This window comes from Sphingobacterium sp. UBA3549 (genome assembly GCF_002376635.1).
In the GTDB taxonomy this organism is placed as follows: Bacteria; Bacteroidota; Bacteroidia; order Sphingobacteriales; family Sphingobacteriaceae; genus Sphingobacterium.
The window spans coordinates 1-15,939 of the sequence record NZ_DFOE01000020.1 but is presented as its reverse complement, the minus strand read 5'-3'; the positions used below and the strand labels follow the sequence as shown (position 1 = coordinate 15,939).

The following is a 15,939-nucleotide window of genomic DNA, read 5'->3' as shown; positions in this document are numbered from 1 at the left end:
CACTATTAGTATCTGTTCTTTATAAAATAAAACTTTTTAGTACAAAAAATTTTACAATGTATAGCGTTTATATTTTCATTTAGTCATTTGTGTCTTTTTTACCAGTCAACTCTTTGTCGGGAAACACTTTAAGGCATCTTAAAACATCACTTGACCCTGCTGGGCATAATTATTCTGTGGGCACTGAAATCGATTCGATTCGAGCAGAATATAATCGGATTAATAAGCTACGTTTTAAAATTAAGGAGTTCAAATATATGGATCTTGACTGTGTGGATGAGGGACAGACGACGTATTATCTAGAAAAAGGAAGTGTGCGCAAGATCGTGGAGAAATTTATAAAGGATGATGCTTATACGCTGACGGAATTCTATTTTAAGGAGGGTAAGCTCATCTTTGCATTGGAAATTTTAACGTCCGGCCCAGCGATCGGTCCGGATACTAAGACGGAATACAGATACTATGTAAAAGACGATCAAGTCATATGTCAGATGCAGGATAGAAAGGTTGTGGAGGCGGATAGCAAATTTACAGATGTTTATAATAAAGCTTATAAATTATTAAAAATTAGAAATAGGAAAGATTTTAATGTTGCGTTCTGCGATGAGATGGTCGAACCAAAGTAAGTACTTTCGAGGAACCAATTTTTAAACTACTGTTGTTTGTAGTTAACCATTTGTTGTTGCCTATGTTCCAAGCCCCATTCCGCCATAGCATCCATAACTTTTTTAAAATTTTTCCCTGATTCCGTAAATTCGTACTCTACGATGACAGGAATGCTATCGTGAACAGTTCTTTTTACAATACCGTTCATTTCCAGATCTCTAAGTTCTTTTGAGAGCATCCTTGGCGTAATTTTCGGGATTTCCCCTGCTAGATCCTTAAAACGTTTTTTGCCAAATATCAATGATGCCATAATCGGAAATTTCCATTTACCGCTAAGAACATTCATGGTGTCATTGATTGCCATTACGAGTGATTTTGGACAATCTCTAATTGCTTCCAAATCCAATTTTACTTCCATCATTAATTACTTTCTTACTATACATAAGTATAGTACTATATTTTATATAGCAAATGTACTATAAATTTGTTTTATTAAAATAATCAAAATGAAAAGACAAAAAGCAATAAACGGACAGGTGGAAGTTGGACATCAAATAATCAAGCCAAGCCAGGCTGTGCTTTTTGAAAGAGATGGCAGCGCGATTAAAATTAAAGCTACCCAGGCATCAGATTTCCTTGTTTTGGGAGGCGAGGTATATTATTAGCCGTATGCTGCAAGAGGACCTTTTGTTTTAAATAATGAGCAAGAACTTGATCAGGCGTACATCGATTTTCAGCAGGGTAAATTTGGAGATCTAGCAAAGACGAGCGGAATAAGAAGATAAATAGGCAATAACATACTAATAAATAAAAAAAAATGAAAGTAGCAGTAATTGGAACTACGGGATTTGTAGGTAAAAGTATTACTAACGAATTGGTAAACAGGGGAATTGAAGTAATAGGAATTTCACGTTCCCAAAAACAAACGGATAAAGATAACCTTACATACGTGGCGGTTGATGCTACTGATGCCAATGCATTGAGCACAGTGATCAAAGATGTGGATGTTGTGGTCAGTGCTTATGGTTCAGGATGGACCAATCCGAATATTTATGAAGAATTTATCGCCGGATCAAAAGCCATTCAGGAAGGTGTTAAACAGTCTGGTGTAAAACGTTTCATTACTATTGGCGGAGCGGGCAGTCTTTATTTGCCGGATGGTACGCAGATGTTGGATTCTTTTCCGGCAGACAATCCTTTTGTTCCGGGAGCGAAAGCGGCAAGAGATTATTACCATCTCCTGAAAGAAGAAAAAGATCTGGATTGGGTTTTCTTTAGTCCGGCAGCAGATATGCACCAGGGCATAACCACAGGCAGAACAGGAAAATACAGATTGGGAACAGATTATCCCGTGCTGGATGAAGAAGGTAAAAACATTCTTTCTGTAGAAGATCTAGCGGTTGTTATTGCCGATGAAGTTGAACATCCTAAGCATCATCAAACAAGATTTACTGCTGCCTATTAATGACAATTTTTAAAAATTAGAAGAATTAAAGAAATGATTTTAGTAACAGGAGCGACAGGACATCTTGGAGGTGCAGCCGCACAGCATCTTTTAAAGCATTTAGAGCGGGACCAATTTGCAATTTTAGCCAGAGATGAAAACAAAGCTAAAAAATTAAAAGATCAGGGTGTTGAAGTTCGTATTGGAGATTTTGATGATGAGGAATCGTTAGATAAAGCGTTGAAAGGCGTGAGTAAAGTCTTACTCATTCCCACTATCATGCCCCATCGTTTGGAACAAAATAAACGTCTCATTGATGTTGCAGTTGACAAAGGTGTACAGCATATTGTCTACACCGGAGTTTCTCATCGAAATATAGAAACATCTGCAGTACAAGGTCTCGATGATCATTTTAAAACGGAACATCATATCCTTGAAAGCGGTTTAACCTATACTTTTCTTAGAAATAACCTTTATATGGATCTTGTTCCATTTTACGCGGGTGAAAATGTATTTGAGACAGGATTTTATTTACCCGCAGGAAACGGAAAAGTTCCTTTCGCCCTCAGAAGAGAAATGGGAGAAGCCGCTGCCAATGTACTGTTACAGGACGGACACGAAAACAAAATCTATGACATTGCAGGAAATGCCCTTTATTCTTATCAAGACGTAGCAGATACTCTATCCAAGATCTCTGGTAAAAAAGTAACCTACACGGCAGCGGAGACAGAAGCTTTTAAGGAACAGCTAAAAGAAGCAGGAGTGGATGATTTTATCAATTTTGTAATAACCAGCTTTAATGTTGATATTAAAAACGGTCAGTTCGAAATCGTTACCAATGACCTTGAAAAATTATTGGGTCGAGTGCCTGCAAATCTTGAAAAAGGCATTCAGGAAGTGTTTGGTTTATAAAAATAATTTCTTAAAAAGTAATCTAAAAAATAAACACAATGAGTTTAAAAGAATCATTAAAATGGCGTTATGCCGTAAAAAAATACAGCGCGCAAAAAGTAAGCGATGCTAATGTTAAAACAATTCTTGAAGCGATCAACCTTTCAGCTTCATCAGCTGGTTTGCAGCCTTACCGTGTGATTGTAGTAAAAAATCCGGAAATCCGGAAACAATTGGCGGAAGGCGGTTTCAATCCCCAGGTTGAAGAAGCTTCCCATTTATTGGTATTTGCTGCTTTAGACAATTTGTCAATAGAACACGTTGATGACTATATGCAAAGAATGGCGGATACCCGAGGAATTCCTGTTGAGGCATTAGGCGAATTTCGTAAAATATTGGTGGTTAATATTACAGGTAGAACACCGGAAGAAAATTTTATTTGGGCAACAAAGCAAGCCTATATCGGTTTGGGAAACGGACTTTTAGCAGCGGCAGATTTACGTATAGATGCCACTCCGATGGAAGGGTTTGATCCTGCAAAATTTGATGAGGTTTTAGGATTAAAAGAACAGGGATTAAAGAGTGTAGTTTTGCTTTCTCTAGGGTATAGAGATTCCGAAAAAGATCCCTATGTAAATGCGGCGAAAGTTCGTTTACCATTAGATGAATTCACGAAATACATATAGTGGCAATGATGACATTATGAGTATGGCTCAGTAAAATATTAAAAGATATAATGATACTGAATAAGCGGTCTCATTTAGAAATGAGGCTGCTATTATTTTTCCAATCTATTTAAAATTTGTAAGATAGAACATCTGCTTATTTATTATATATCATTTATTAAGATTTTTTCAGATTTTAAAAATCCTCATTTTTGGAAAGTTTACTACTTTAAAATAATTATGGAAAGTCGAAATATTTCTTATTTACCCCGGACTACTGCTGATCATACTGAAAGAAAACCTGATACAAATTGTCGCACTGATTTTGTCGGAATGGCCAATCATAAATTGCGGCCCCGTATCAGCCATAAAATCAAGTAAACCATTGGATTATCAACAGCCTATTCTGATTGCAAGCAATACCAAACCTTATGTTGCTGCAGCAATACTTAGGTTGGTGGAAGAAGGGAAACTTACTATTGACCAGCCCATTAAAAATTTACTATCGCGAAATACGCGAACATTGTTCGAAAAAAAAGGCTATGATCTACATCATATTACGGTAAAGCATCTACTGTCGCACACATCTGGTATTCAGGACTATGTAGATGAAGCTTACTTCCAGTTTGTTAATCTGCATCCAAACTATAAATGGAAGAAAGAGGAGCAGGTCAGGCGATCCCTTGAAATAGGGGATCCACATCCAGCAGGACAGAAATTTAGTTATGGGGATATCAATTATTTACTACTGACGGAGATTATTGAGCAAAAAATGCGGAAGCCCTTTTATACCGCTATGCGTGGTTTATTAAAATATAAAGAATTGGAGTTGACTAAAACCTGGTTTATTGACCTGGAAAAGTATCCAGAGAATACAATGCCGCTTGCCCATCAATATGCCAAAAAGTACAATTGGGATTCCTACGATATTGATCCCTCATGGGATCTTTACGGTGGCGGTGGAATTGCTATGACTGCAAGAGAGACCGCATTATTTTTTCAGTATCTCTTTAGCGGGAAAATTATTCATGATAAAAAATTATTGGAAGCTATGCATAGCTACGTCCTATCACCAGATCAATGCAGATATTGTTTGGGTATTTATCATTTTGAAATGGGATTTAATGCATATTACCATGGCGGCTGGTGGGGTACTGATGTTATTTATTCGCCAGAATCTAATGCAACGATAACCGTTTTTACTCTGCAGAAGGACTTTCAGCATATCATTAACCAATTTATCGGCAAGCAATTTCAAAAAATGTTAATCAATAACTAACGCGCGTCAAAAATTACAAACTTCCACAGATTCCAATTTTGATAACACGGGCATCAAGCAGATAGAATGGTTGCTAAATATTCCCAAGGATGTTGTCATGAACATATCCCAGCTGGCCTTCTCTGCCATTGTACGCAACTACGTAAACAACTGCGGTGCTGTTATCGAATATTTTTTGGTCAGCGTGCGGGCTACACGTCAAAGAAACATTAAAAAAATAACAAAAATAATCAGAGAAATGTGACGATCGCACATAAACTCCGATCATCATTTATAAACAAAAGTTTTTAAGGTCAAGCCACTTTTTGAGACTTTGAAGATAGAATTTTGAAGCAACAGTAGTCAAATATTATGTTGTTGGTTAAAAAAAAGTGAAATAAGGTTTCATTTAAATCTTATCTCACTTTTCCACTTCTATATTTTTGGTTAATTGAACGACTGCCTGAACTGAGCCGGACTCATGGAAGTTTTACTTTTAAACAATCTGCTGAATGACTGCGGATATTCAAAACCCAGTTGATAGGCAATTTCAGAAACCGATAGATCCGTCGTTGACAGTATATCTTTTGCATGCTCAATGAGCTTGTGGTGGATATGCTGCTGAGTATTGAGTCCCGTTAACGAGCGGAGCATATCACTTAAATAGCTTGCTGAGAGGTGCAGCTGATCCGCAATATACTGTACTGTCGGTAAACCTTGCTGATTCGCCCGTTCATCTTTGAAATAGCGGTCAAGCATATCTTCAAACTGCTCGATAAGACCTTTGTTCAAAGCTTTTTGGGTGATAAACTGTCTTTTATAAAACCTCTCGCAGTAGGTCAGCAAAAGGTCTATCTGGGAAATGAGTACATCCTGACTAAAATTATCAATTCGGCTATCCTGCTCCTCCTTAATGATCTGAAATACTGAAAATATTGTTCCTTTTTCTTTTTCGGACAGGTGCAGCGCTTCATCTGTAGAATAGGAGAAGAAGCCATACTGCTTAATCTTTTTTGCTAAGGGAAATGACATGAAAAAGTCTGGATGTACCAGCAGAAGAAAACCTTTACTATGGCTGTTTTTAGGCTTTTCGAATAGCTGTCCCGGTGCAGTGAATACCATTCCACCTTCACCAAATTCATAATGACTCTGCCCATACTTTGCCCTTCCGACAGTATCCTTAAATGCTATTTTGTAGAAATCCAGTACCATATATTCGGGCAGGGTTTCCTCCGGCATCTTCATATCCTGAATGGATATAAAACTGATCAGGGGATGTTCAGGTTTCTGCAATCCAAAGATCTGATGAAACTCTGAGAGGGAGCCGAATTTATGCAGTTTGTTTTTTATATCTTTCATAACAGCCGTTACTATTTTAAAGCTTGGTACAGATTTTTTATTATCCCATACCTTTACAAAAATACTCAATTATTACCAGGGAGTTTCACCGGTCTGTGGATTGTGCTCTTCACTGATAAATTTCCCACCTGGACCATCCTTACCGATCATAGCATATTTTGAAATTCTCGCTCCGGCTTCCTGTACAGTACCCGTACCGCGATGTGCATTGAAGTCAGTCGCCACAAATCCCGGACAGACTGCGTTGACCTTAAAATCAGTATTGCGCAGTTCATAAGCCAGATTGATGGTGTACATGTTCATGGCTGCCTTGGAAGCTGTATATACAGCCCCTTTGTGGTCATAATATTTCCAGCTAGGATCACAATGTAGCGTTAGGGAGCAGCCACTGGATGAGACGTTGACTATCCTTGGCTCATCGGACTTTCTGAGCAGGTCGATAAAAGCCTGCGTTACACGGATTACCCCGTATAAATTTGTGTCCATCACTTTCTGAAAATTCTCAGCTGGGGCTTCCAGCGCAGCCTGTGGCATTCCACCGTTTATTCCCGCGTTATTGATAAGGACATCCAGTACTTCTGTTCTGCTTTCTATTTTTTTTCTCGCGCGGTCTACGGATAGTTGATCTGTCACATCCAGTTGGATAGCTTCCACATTGGAGTAACCGGCCTGATTAAGCTTGAGTACTGCTGATTCTCCATTTTCCATTCTTCGGCTTCCAATGAAAACATAATATCCGTTTTCCAACAATTGTCGTGCGGTTTCCAGTCCAACACCTTTGTTTGCCCCTGTAATAAGGACCTTTTTCATTGTATTCATAATTATATTATTTATTGTACACTACTGCGAATTCTTTACTGAAATCCTTAAGCTTTGTTGTTCCCAGCTTAGGCTTGTTCCTGTAGTAATCCTCATACAGGCTTCCATCTGACTGAGCCTGCTGCATCGCTATCAGACCTTCGGCAATCCACTGATTAACTCCTGCAGAAAGCATCTGATCTAATAACTGTTCAGCTGGTATAATTTTCCATTGCAGATCAGTTTTTCCGATTGCTTTCCCCAGAGCAGCAGCAATTTCGTCCGGTGAAACTTCCTCACTTGCGATATACTGTACCGTTCTACCGGTAAAAGGTTTTTCCATTTCCTCGGCAATTGTTATTGCGATATCCACGGGAGAAACCCATGGCTCTTTTTTGCTGCCACCATAACTTTGAATAATGGCTCCATCAGATTTGATCATCGGCAGCCATCTATATATATTGGTAAAGAAACCCACGGGACGCAGAAATTTTATAGAGACATCTTCAGGCAATGTCCCCAAGATATTTTCTACATTGTGATGTACCAGAAGACTTCCCGTACCCTCAGCGGAATGGGCTCCAACACTGCTCAGGTGGATAATATTTTTGACACCTGACTGCTGAACTGCTTTCACATAGGTATGAGCAATCTTTTTAAATTCTGCCATAAAGTCTATGTTCTTGTCCAATAGACTTCCGATTCCTTCCCATGCTTCCATCAGATAAACAGCGTCGGCTCCCTTAAAAGTTGAAATGAGAAATTCAGCATCATTAATGTTTCCGATGGCGGGTGTTGCCCCAAGATCTGCGATGGCAGCAGCCCTTTGCTGTTTACTGCTGATTACGGTGAGGTCATGTCCGTTTGCGATAAGTAGTTCTGTGAGTGGTTTACCAATGTTTCCCAAAGAACCTGTCAGTATAATTTTCATTTTGTAAATTTTTGTTATTGCAAAATTGCGTCAATGCGCGATGGGAAAAATAACCGAATTGAGGAAGTTTATAACTGAATTGCTGCAAGCATTAAAATTTATCTTAATCTGCAATACTTATACATACAATAGGGCATAATCTCAGTCCTGTCGATCGTCTTTCTCACAAAAAAAGCATACGACGAACTACCGCTCAAATTGGAGTGTGAACTCACGGAATTGGGGCAAAGCCTGATGCCGATTGTCGTAATTACTGCGCATTAATTCTAAGTTTGTAGCGCTTTTTCTTGATATAGGCTTTTCAGAATCGCAAGATCGTAAAGGCTCTTGGCCTTTAGGATCGTTTTTACTCTGTTTTTTTTTATTAAGTGTTAAGCGGAATACTGCTTAACTTTTACTAGTCGGTTGCAAAAGCATTATCCTCAAAACTAGATATATTATTGTTTCCCAAAGCTCCTAGGTAGTTTGTAAGGGCTCTATAATGGGTTTATATTCTACCGTCTAATCTTTCCGACACTTCTAAGACTTTGACATTTATTTTTTTGACAATAGATAACTTCTTAAACCTTATAAGCAAAAAACAGCTATTTATATAAAATTAATAGCTGTTTTAAGTGGAAGTAATAGTTGTTTTGAAGTATCAGTAACATTCAATGCACTTTACAACAAACAAATTTGCTAATTGTTCCTAAATTTTGACTGAGTAAAATCCATGGTTAGATGACATACATCCCAATATATATAGATTGAAGTTTAAGCCTGCAAAGCAGTCCATTTACTTTATAAAGCCAGTTCTTATTTCTTCATGCCTTATCTCACCTCCCGTTGTTCCAGTCTTCTTTGCAAAGAACATCAAGACCAAAGCAAAAGCGAGTAAACAAATAGATATACTATTGGAAAATGACTTTTTCGTAATGCTAGCCCAGATTGCTAGGAGGGAACCTAAACCTATAATATATGAAAGCAAGGCAAAAGTTTCCGCTACCTCTTCATGAACATGTATATAGTCCTTCGTCACTCCGGTCAATTTTTCTGCAACATCTTCAGCACCTTCTCCGGTCGCCATTGCAGCGATTGTTGCCAAAGCTCCCAAAATAAAAACCAAAAACGCTGTTCTTTTAACCGGTTCAGATTTTGAGATGAATCCTGTGATCAGGACGATTAAACCTACCAGTGGGAATATCAGTGGTAGATGATTTAAAATTAGATGCCAGTGCGCTCCGTTCATTTTTTCTTATTTTAACCAGGAATCTTTAGTAGAATATTTGAAATTTAAGATTCAATTGTAGCAAATTATTCTAATATGGATATTTTATAATAAATATAATGAATTAAATGGCTCGATTTATCTGCCCAGCAACATTTTAAATTAATTGAACGATTCAGAACAATGAAATGTTTAGCTACACGTTCGTTAATGGAATATGAATTCAACAACTTATGCATAAAGAATAATGTTCCATCTCTTAATCCTTCATATACAGATAGGACATCTGAAGCATTTTCCACTCTTGAATTTTTCTCATACATGTAATTTCTACAACCATCATAGATAATATTATCTTCTATGGTCTCTAGAGGGGCCAAATGTGTTAGATATCGACTGTAATATTTCATTGTGATTTCCCTGCTAGTGTTCGATACTAGTATTAGTAGGCGAAAGATTATTCTGCTCAGTGATTGAACGGACATCACTTCATTGCGTTCTGATTAATTCAGTCATTTCTTTTACCTCTTGTTTATATAGCTGAATGGGCTGCATAGTTATCTTATGTAAAGGATGAGCATTAAATAGTTTAAAATCAATCGTATGATTTAGATCAATTCAATAACTAATGTACTACCAGCTTTTAAAATCAAAGCCTTTCTGAATCTGCCGATTCGCTTCTTTAAGAGCAATTTTAATTAATCCTGAATCACAACAACGACTACAGCGATCAGCTGTTCATTTGATTCTGACTTTAACTTTTCATAAAGAAATGGTAATAGCAGATCAGGCGCTTTTTAATATTCGACTCTATCTTCAGAAGCAATGGTATAAGGGGCATTCCGATACAGGTTACTGGAGTTTTGAACCTGACGCTCTGGTTAAAATTCCCGGCTTGGATGACAACAGTCTTAAAGAATAGCAATATTATCCCTATGAAATGCTTCACTGGAGAAATTGATTCTTGAGGGAAGTTCGATATTTGAAAATAACCAGTTTCTTTGGGCGACCACGCTAATGTGGAGCAGATCGATAATGAATTACTGATCTAGAAATTTCTTATTTTTTGTTTTCTAAAAATTGGCGAGCATTGTCATTTTTTGGATTAAGTTCAAGGGATCTGCTGTAATTTTTGATGGCTTCTTTGCGATTTCCTAGCAGTTCTAACGTCTCTGCATAACTATCATAGACATTTGCACTTTTCGGAAACAACAAAGTGTTTAATTGAAAAATCTGTAATGCTTCCTTGTTCATATTTTGTTCAATAAGCTGGTATCCCCACGAATTGACCTCGTCTTCTGACAGATCAAATGCTTTATTGCTACGTTTAATATTGGAATAGATTTTAAAACTGTTCTGAAAATTATTCTTCAAAAGTTCCTGCCGTAGCAGTTTAAGATTTTTACTCAATCCAAAACCGTTTGCTATTTTCATATCTGGAAAATAATATCCTGCTATCTCATCAATGAACCATTCGGGGTTAGAACCCTGAAGATTAGTCAGAACGATTATCGACAGATCATCTTTAGGATAGACGAATAATGCAGAGCGCATTCCACCTACAGGAGCAGCTGCGGGATGTTCATCTCTGACTACGGTAGGCCAACCCAATGCATAGCCGTTAGTGAGTTTGTTAAAACCATCAATATGACCGTCGTTCAATTTTACGGAAGTAAACAATTGCTGCACGCTCTTCTTATTTTTCAACAGCTTTCCACTTTGTAATGCAATCAGCCATTTGGCCAAGTCCTCGCATGTTGAGATTATACCTGTTGCAGTTCTGAAGAAGAGTGGGAAAGTGGCAAAGGCATTATGCAGCTTGCCGTCATTGATCCATTTACCGTCCACATTGACAATTGTAGAATATGCCCCTGCACTATTGGGTATGATGTCATTGGAGTCGCCGAACTGCGTTGCGCTCATCGTTGCCACCCTAAATTGATTATCTTCAATAAATTTAGTGAAATGCTGACCACTTAATATAGTGATTATTCTTCCCAGGATATAATATCCGGTCTGATTATAGCTGAACCTTTCTCCCGGTTTGAATTGCATCGGTAATTTCTTTACCATCTCCCAGTTTTTCCCTTCTGTGCCATCACCAAGAACCTGTTCTTTATAGTCTATGTTGTTCGGAAGTCCGGAAGTATTGCTTAATAATTGCCTAATGGTAATCGATTTCCAATCATCAGGAATATCTAAAATATATTGGGAGATGCGGTCTTCTACCTTTAATTTCCCCCGCTCCTGTAATTGCATGATAGCTACACCCACGAAGGTCTTTGTCATGGAATTGATTGAAAATGAACTTTTTGAATCAACAGCAACCTGATGTTCAATGTTGGCGAGGCCATAGGCGGACAGCTTCTCTAACCTATTGTTCTTAACGATGGCAAGTTGAAGTCCAGGAATTTTTAACTTGAACATTTTCTCTTTTATGAAGAGATCAATGCTGTCCGAAGTACTTTGCGCAAAAACCTGCTGAGACAATGTGCTTGCAAATAGTAGTAAAATGATCTTGAAAGAACTTTTCATATGATATTTTAAAAGGTGAACCTAAGGTAATGACAACTGGTTGCGTTAATTTGTTACATTGCAGTTTTTCAATGAGAAAGCATTGCCTTTCAATATACATATATAGTTGCTAATGGAGAGAACAAATTTTAAAAAACCTTGCACCCAAAGAATTTGCCCTCCTTGCGCGGGCCAAAACAAACATTTTGCAGACAAAGGAGTTAAATTACACCTCGCAGATTTTTAAGATGAAGAATCTTTAGGCCATACGTTAATAGGCATCAGTAACATGTTACTGATGCTAGCGGACATTAAATTATGAATTTTAATTTTATGTGCATCTAATTGTCTTACATATTATTTCCTAAAAGCATCTCCTTTATTGAATCAAGTTTTTTCATTATTATAATAGACAATCCATTTTTCAGTGTTACGGTACTCCCAAATGTCCGCCCTGCTTTATGTGTATTAAGCTCGCCGGCCAAATTGCAGATTATAGCGATCTCCTTAAGGTATTCGTTCATTTTTTGATTCGATTTAACAGGCAGAATAGATCCACGCTCAATACATAATGGGTGATTTTTGTATCAATCCATAATTTCGATCGCCTGGGGCAGAAGAGGAATATCAGTCTTCGATTTTGATTTTTGCCTGCTTGTCATTATCCATAAGCTGCCGTCGATTCCATTTTTGATATCATCCGGTACTAACTGGTAGTCATAAATGTAAGAAATTCCCGTATACCATTGGAAAACAAATATATCTCTTATGACTGAAAGTCGCTCAGAAGAAAACACTTTATTTTCAAGCCTTTCAATTTCATCTGAAGAAAGTGGCTTTTTATTACATTAGCATTGCGCTCCCTTGACTTTTTGCTAATAATATTAGTTATTTTGAATTGGGCAACTACCAGATTAATGGAAGCCGGCGGACGGCTTTTTATACAATTGAAAGACATCGCCACCGGTCAGGCCAAACCCTGTGGCGAAAAGCATGTCAACAGCGGAACAGAAAAAGGATTTCTGGCGCCATTGTCCATCCGAAAAATACCGATGGTCGGAGAGAAGTCCTTTACACTACTCCGCAACATGGGTATCTCCAGAATCGGTACTTTACAGCAGATGGAAGTATTTACCATGCAGAAAGTGCTTGGTGAGAACGGGATCAATATCTGGCGCAAAGCAAATGGACTTGACGATTCTCTCGTCGTACCTTTCCGTGAACAGAAATCTATGTCCAAGGAAAATACTTTTCAACAGGACACTATCGATATGGATATAATGCGCCGGACTTTGATCGGTATGGTCGATACACTGGCCTTTAATCTGAGAAAAGACCAGAAACTGACCAGCTGTGTTACGCTCAAGATCAGGTACAGTAATTTTGATACCCATACCCAGCTGTTATTGGTTTCTTATACAAACTCGGACCGGAAACTCACAGATGTTGTGCTTTCCCTTTTTAAAAAGCTTTATAGTCGGCGGATGCTTATTCGCCTTATCGGAATCAAGTTTTCTGGACTGATCTACGGATCCTATCAGACCGACCTGTTTGATGATAGTGCAGAGGAAGTAAACCTGATGCAGGGCATGGATAAGATCAGAAAGCGATATGGATCAGAATTTTTGATGAAAGGGATCTGCGCACCGCTTGCCGGAGAAAGGAGGGGGAGATGCTTTTAAATCTACATAGCTACTTTAGCCTTCGATATGGCACCCTCAGTCTGCAGGATCTCATTTCGGGAATGCTGGCGGGAGGCTATGATACTGCTGTGCTGACCGATATCAACAAGAGTTCCGGCTCACTCGATTTTATCAAATTGGGGCGAGCGGCCGGACTCAACCTGCTGGCTGGGATGGAGTTTCGCAAGGGCGATCAGATTTGCATTGTAGCCATTGCCAAGAACGAACAAGGTTTCCGTGAGATCAACGAATACCGCACACGGCTCAATATGGAAAACCGTGCGGTACCAGAGCGTGCGCCCGGTTTTGATCAGGTGTTCGTAATCTATCCTTTTCATAAAATAGATGGCTTTGTACTGCGTGATTTCGAATATATCGGAATAAGACAGCGAGAACGTACCAAAGCCCAATTGATGGAACGGCGTATCCTTGACCGCTGTGTGATCAAACAGGCAAGCATGTTTGGGACGGTACTTACTCCGTTTTTGTTTCCCTTGTTTTAATCTCTTTCTTTATTTGGCTCATCACAGACAGTCCCGGAGCCAGTGATGCTAGAGAACCTGTTGCAACTACCATAAGTGCGTAATTTTTTTGTGTAATGGCAAAATAAAAAAGGAATGGGCAAGCTATAGCCATTACAATACCAAGACCTATGCTTACCCCAGCAATTTTTTTCTTTCTTTCTTTTAATTCGTCTAATGTCAGTTCAGATAATTTTCTTTCCATTTTTAATTAATGTTTATTGGTTAAGTAATCGATGATAATTTTGAATTGAACGATGTAAATATAAATAAAATAAGACCCATTTAAGGGTCTTATTTAAATATTTTGAAATAATAAGTATCTTAGCACTTATATTTACATATCATGGACAGAAAAATAGTTGCGGGAATAATACGGAATAAGGACAGGAGCCGGGAAAAATTTTTAAAATCGATAGGCAAAATCCTTATATCATCGGGCTATGCAGGACTGAAAACGAATCAGATAGCTGAAGAAGCTGGCCTGGACAGGAAGATGATTAATAAATGCTTTGGTGATTTAAACGGATTGCTGGATGAATATATAGATTCCCAAGACTTTTGGAGTAATATTAAAGGCAATAAGGTTCCTGTAGCGACTACCGATGGCGGGCATGAATTTTCTAAAGCAATGCTGCAACAACAATTCGATTATGTAGGAGGTAATCCGGAGTTTCAAAAAATTCTTTTATGGAGATTGTCTGAAGAAAGAGAATCCCTGAAAAGATTAACCCAAAAGCAGGAAGCAAATGGAGAAACTTTGCTTCAGACGATTACCGATCCGTATTTTGGCACTAACGCAGAGAAGTACCGTGCAGTTATGGCCATACTAATTGCCGGTACCTACTACCTTAATTTATATGCTGCTGTTAACGGTAGTAACTTTTGCGGTATTGATATAGCAAGTGAAGACGGTAGGAAGGCAATTAAAGAATCGCTTTCATTTTTGATAGACAAAACGTATGAAGGTTTGTAAAAGGGATTTTGCAGATTATTACGTCAAATGTTTTACTAAAATGTGGCTCACGATCACCTTTTGTGGAATCGGCGGGATTCGAACCTTATGGATTAGAGCCGTTTCCAGTGCGTATTTTATAGTGCTAAAGACAAAAATGCCACGAATACCGCTTATTCGTGGCATTTGTATCATTTGGCGGAAAGGGAGGGAATCGAACCAACTTCTTCCAGACCATTTAAACGTACTTTTTAAGGTACTTTTCTATTAGTGCCATGAATATGGATTTTTATCTTGTTTCAAAGAATCATCATCCGAAATGATTCTTTCAAAATTAGGAAATTTTTCAAAATGATCTTGAAAAATTGAAAACATTATTACAATTAATACTTTTTATTTACGTCAATCAGATCAATTTATTAATACCGTATAATTTTTTTAAAAAATCATCGACATTTTCCAAGCTAAGTAATTCCTTTTTCTGACTAACATTTAATTTCGGAATCCCAAAATTTTTAATATAGTTTTTGCTCATTGAAATATAGCCAAATAAATAATCCTTAGTAGTATTTTTGATATACTTTAGAAACATATTTGATTCAAGTATTTTCTCTATGATTTGCAAATCTTCTAGATTTTCAGAGACAATCGCAATACCATTATAAAATAACAAATCTTTAGCCTACCCTCTTTCTATAACATAAAATACATTAATGTGCCCAGCTAGCTGACAGATTGGAACAAAGATTTTACTTCCCAAATTTTGACTAAAGTACTTATATTTTTGCTTAGTTCAATTTGCCGAAATGATTTAAAGATTTACAATTCTTTACAATCAATTATGCTACCTGATCCCACGCGGTATGAAGTTGGTAAAATTTTTTGGAATAGCTCTTTATTAAAGATTTCTCTTTCCGCTCCTGTTATAGTTGGCGAGTACCTATTAGTATCCTCATAGCATCCCATTAAATTGCGATATATATCTTCAATTTTTTTACTAAATAGACTTTTCATATTGCTGATATTAATGATTTAAGTTTGAATTGCAAATTTCGATTTTGTTAGAGATAAAAATAGCAAATGAAACGTATCCCCCCTACGAACTACA

18 protein-coding genes and 1 pseudogene are annotated in these 15,939 nt (G+C 37.7%); 11 read left to right on the top strand and 8 right to left on the bottom strand.

Annotated elements, in window-relative coordinates; all coding sequences use genetic code 11:
* Positions 1-257: 257 nt before the first annotated feature.
* Positions 258-626 carry a hypothetical protein gene (locus B2W36_RS11065; protein WP_293887775.1) on the top strand — a complete coding sequence of 123 codons (369 nt, stop codon included), beginning with the start codon at positions 258-260 and terminating at the stop codon, positions 624-626.
* A 26-nt stretch (positions 627-652) separates the two neighbouring features.
* Here B2W36_RS11065 and B2W36_RS11060 read toward each other — a convergent pair whose 3' ends face one another.
* Positions 653-1,027: a winged helix-turn-helix transcriptional regulator gene (locus tag B2W36_RS11060; RefSeq protein WP_293887774.1), complete on the bottom strand. Its 375-nt coding sequence runs from the start codon at positions 1,025-1,027 to the stop codon at positions 653-655.
* An 85-nt stretch (positions 1,028-1,112) separates the two neighbouring features.
* Between B2W36_RS11060 and B2W36_RS22585 the strand changes: the two genes are divergently transcribed.
* From B2W36_RS22585 to B2W36_RS11035, 6 genes and pseudogenes are all read left to right on the top strand, one after another.
* The gene (locus tag B2W36_RS22585) at positions 1,113-1,271 is read left to right on the top strand and encodes a hypothetical protein (protein ID WP_313448143.1); all 159 of its coding nucleotides are present in this window, start codon (positions 1,113-1,115) and stop codon (positions 1,269-1,271) included.
* A 15-nt stretch (positions 1,272-1,286) separates the two neighbouring features.
* Positions 1,287-1,391, top strand: a pseudogene (locus tag B2W36_RS22660) (hypothetical protein); the annotation flags it as partial.
* A gap of 32 nt (positions 1,392-1,423) precedes the next feature.
* Complete coding sequence (locus tag B2W36_RS11050) at positions 1,424-2,071, top strand: NAD(P)-dependent oxidoreductase (RefSeq protein ID WP_293887773.1); 648 nt, start codon at positions 1,424-1,426, stop codon at positions 2,069-2,071.
* 33 nt (positions 2,072-2,104) lie between these two features.
* Positions 2,105-2,962 (top strand): SDR family oxidoreductase, encoded by an 858-nt coding sequence (locus tag B2W36_RS11045; RefSeq protein WP_293887772.1) that lies wholly within the window; start codon positions 2,105-2,107, stop codon positions 2,960-2,962.
* Positions 2,963-3,000: 38 nt separating this feature from the next.
* On the top strand, positions 3,001-3,627 hold the full coding sequence (locus B2W36_RS11040) for an NAD(P)H-dependent oxidoreductase (RefSeq protein WP_293887771.1): 627 nt from the start codon (positions 3,001-3,003) through the stop codon (positions 3,625-3,627).
* A 304-nt stretch (positions 3,628-3,931) separates the two neighbouring features.
* Entirely contained in the window at positions 3,932-4,885 is a 954-nt protein-coding gene (locus tag B2W36_RS11035) for a serine hydrolase domain-containing protein (protein ID WP_293887770.1), read from the top strand.
* 426 nt (positions 4,886-5,311) lie between these two features.
* Here the strand turns inward: B2W36_RS11035 and B2W36_RS11030 are convergent, their stop codons facing one another.
* The 4 genes from B2W36_RS11030 to B2W36_RS11015 form a co-directional block, all read right to left on the bottom strand.
* Positions 5,312-6,223 carry a helix-turn-helix domain-containing protein gene (locus B2W36_RS11030; protein ID WP_293887769.1) on the bottom strand — a complete coding sequence of 304 codons (912 nt, stop codon included), beginning with the start codon at positions 6,221-6,223 and terminating at the stop codon, positions 5,312-5,314.
* A gap of 72 nt (positions 6,224-6,295) precedes the next feature.
* The gene (locus B2W36_RS11025) at positions 6,296-7,042 is read right to left on the bottom strand and encodes an SDR family NAD(P)-dependent oxidoreductase (protein ID WP_293887768.1); all 747 of its coding nucleotides are present in this window, start codon (positions 7,040-7,042) and stop codon (positions 6,296-6,298) included.
* A gap of 7 nt (positions 7,043-7,049) precedes the next feature.
* On the bottom strand, positions 7,050-7,952 hold the full coding sequence (locus tag B2W36_RS11020; RefSeq protein WP_293887767.1) for an NAD(P)H-binding protein: 903 nt from the start codon (positions 7,950-7,952) through the stop codon (positions 7,050-7,052).
* Positions 7,953-8,727: 775 nt separating this feature from the next.
* Positions 8,728-9,180, bottom strand: a complete 453-nt coding sequence (locus B2W36_RS11015) for a hypothetical protein (protein WP_293887766.1) — start codon at positions 9,178-9,180, stop codon at positions 8,728-8,730.
* Positions 9,181-9,931: 751 nt separating this feature from the next.
* Here B2W36_RS11015 and B2W36_RS11010 point away from each other — a divergent pair.
* On the top strand, positions 9,932-10,081 hold the full coding sequence (locus B2W36_RS11010; RefSeq protein WP_293887765.1) for a PoNe immunity protein domain-containing protein: 150 nt from the start codon (positions 9,932-9,934) through the stop codon (positions 10,079-10,081).
* Between the two features lie 137 nt (positions 10,082-10,218).
* On the opposite strand, the gene B2W36_RS11005 is transcribed toward B2W36_RS11010, so the two are convergent.
* The gene (locus tag B2W36_RS11005) at positions 10,219-11,694 is read right to left on the bottom strand and encodes a class A beta-lactamase-related serine hydrolase (RefSeq protein WP_293887764.1); all 1,476 of its coding nucleotides are present in this window, start codon (positions 11,692-11,694) and stop codon (positions 10,219-10,221) included.
* Between the two features lie 872 nt (positions 11,695-12,566).
* Here B2W36_RS11005 and B2W36_RS11000 point away from each other — a divergent pair.
* Positions 12,567-13,355 (top strand): DNA polymerase Y family protein, encoded by a 789-nt coding sequence (locus tag B2W36_RS11000; protein WP_293887763.1) that lies wholly within the window; start codon positions 12,567-12,569, stop codon positions 13,353-13,355.
* A complete protein-coding gene (locus B2W36_RS10995) occupies positions 13,346-13,858 on the top strand; it encodes a PHP domain-containing protein (protein WP_293887762.1) in 513 nt (170 codons plus the stop codon). The genes B2W36_RS11000 and B2W36_RS10995 overlap by 10 nt, the downstream gene beginning before the upstream one ends.
* Here B2W36_RS10995 and B2W36_RS10990 read toward each other — a convergent pair.
* Positions 13,830-14,081: a hypothetical protein gene (locus tag B2W36_RS10990; protein ID WP_293887761.1), complete on the bottom strand. Its 252-nt coding sequence runs from the start codon at positions 14,079-14,081 to the stop codon at positions 13,830-13,832. The genes B2W36_RS10995 and B2W36_RS10990 overlap by 29 nt on opposite strands.
* Before the next feature lie 141 nt (positions 14,082-14,222).
* Here B2W36_RS10990 and B2W36_RS10985 point away from each other — a divergent pair, with 141 nt between their 5' ends.
* Complete coding sequence (locus B2W36_RS10985; protein WP_293887760.1) at positions 14,223-14,852, top strand: TetR/AcrR family transcriptional regulator; 630 nt, start codon at positions 14,223-14,225, stop codon at positions 14,850-14,852.
* 385 nt (positions 14,853-15,237) lie between these two features.
* Here the strand turns inward: B2W36_RS10985 and B2W36_RS10980 are convergent, their stop codons facing one another.
* Entirely contained in the window at positions 15,238-15,504 is a 267-nt protein-coding gene (locus B2W36_RS10980) for a hypothetical protein (RefSeq protein ID WP_293887759.1), read from the bottom strand.
* Positions 15,505-15,939 lie beyond the last annotated feature (435 nt).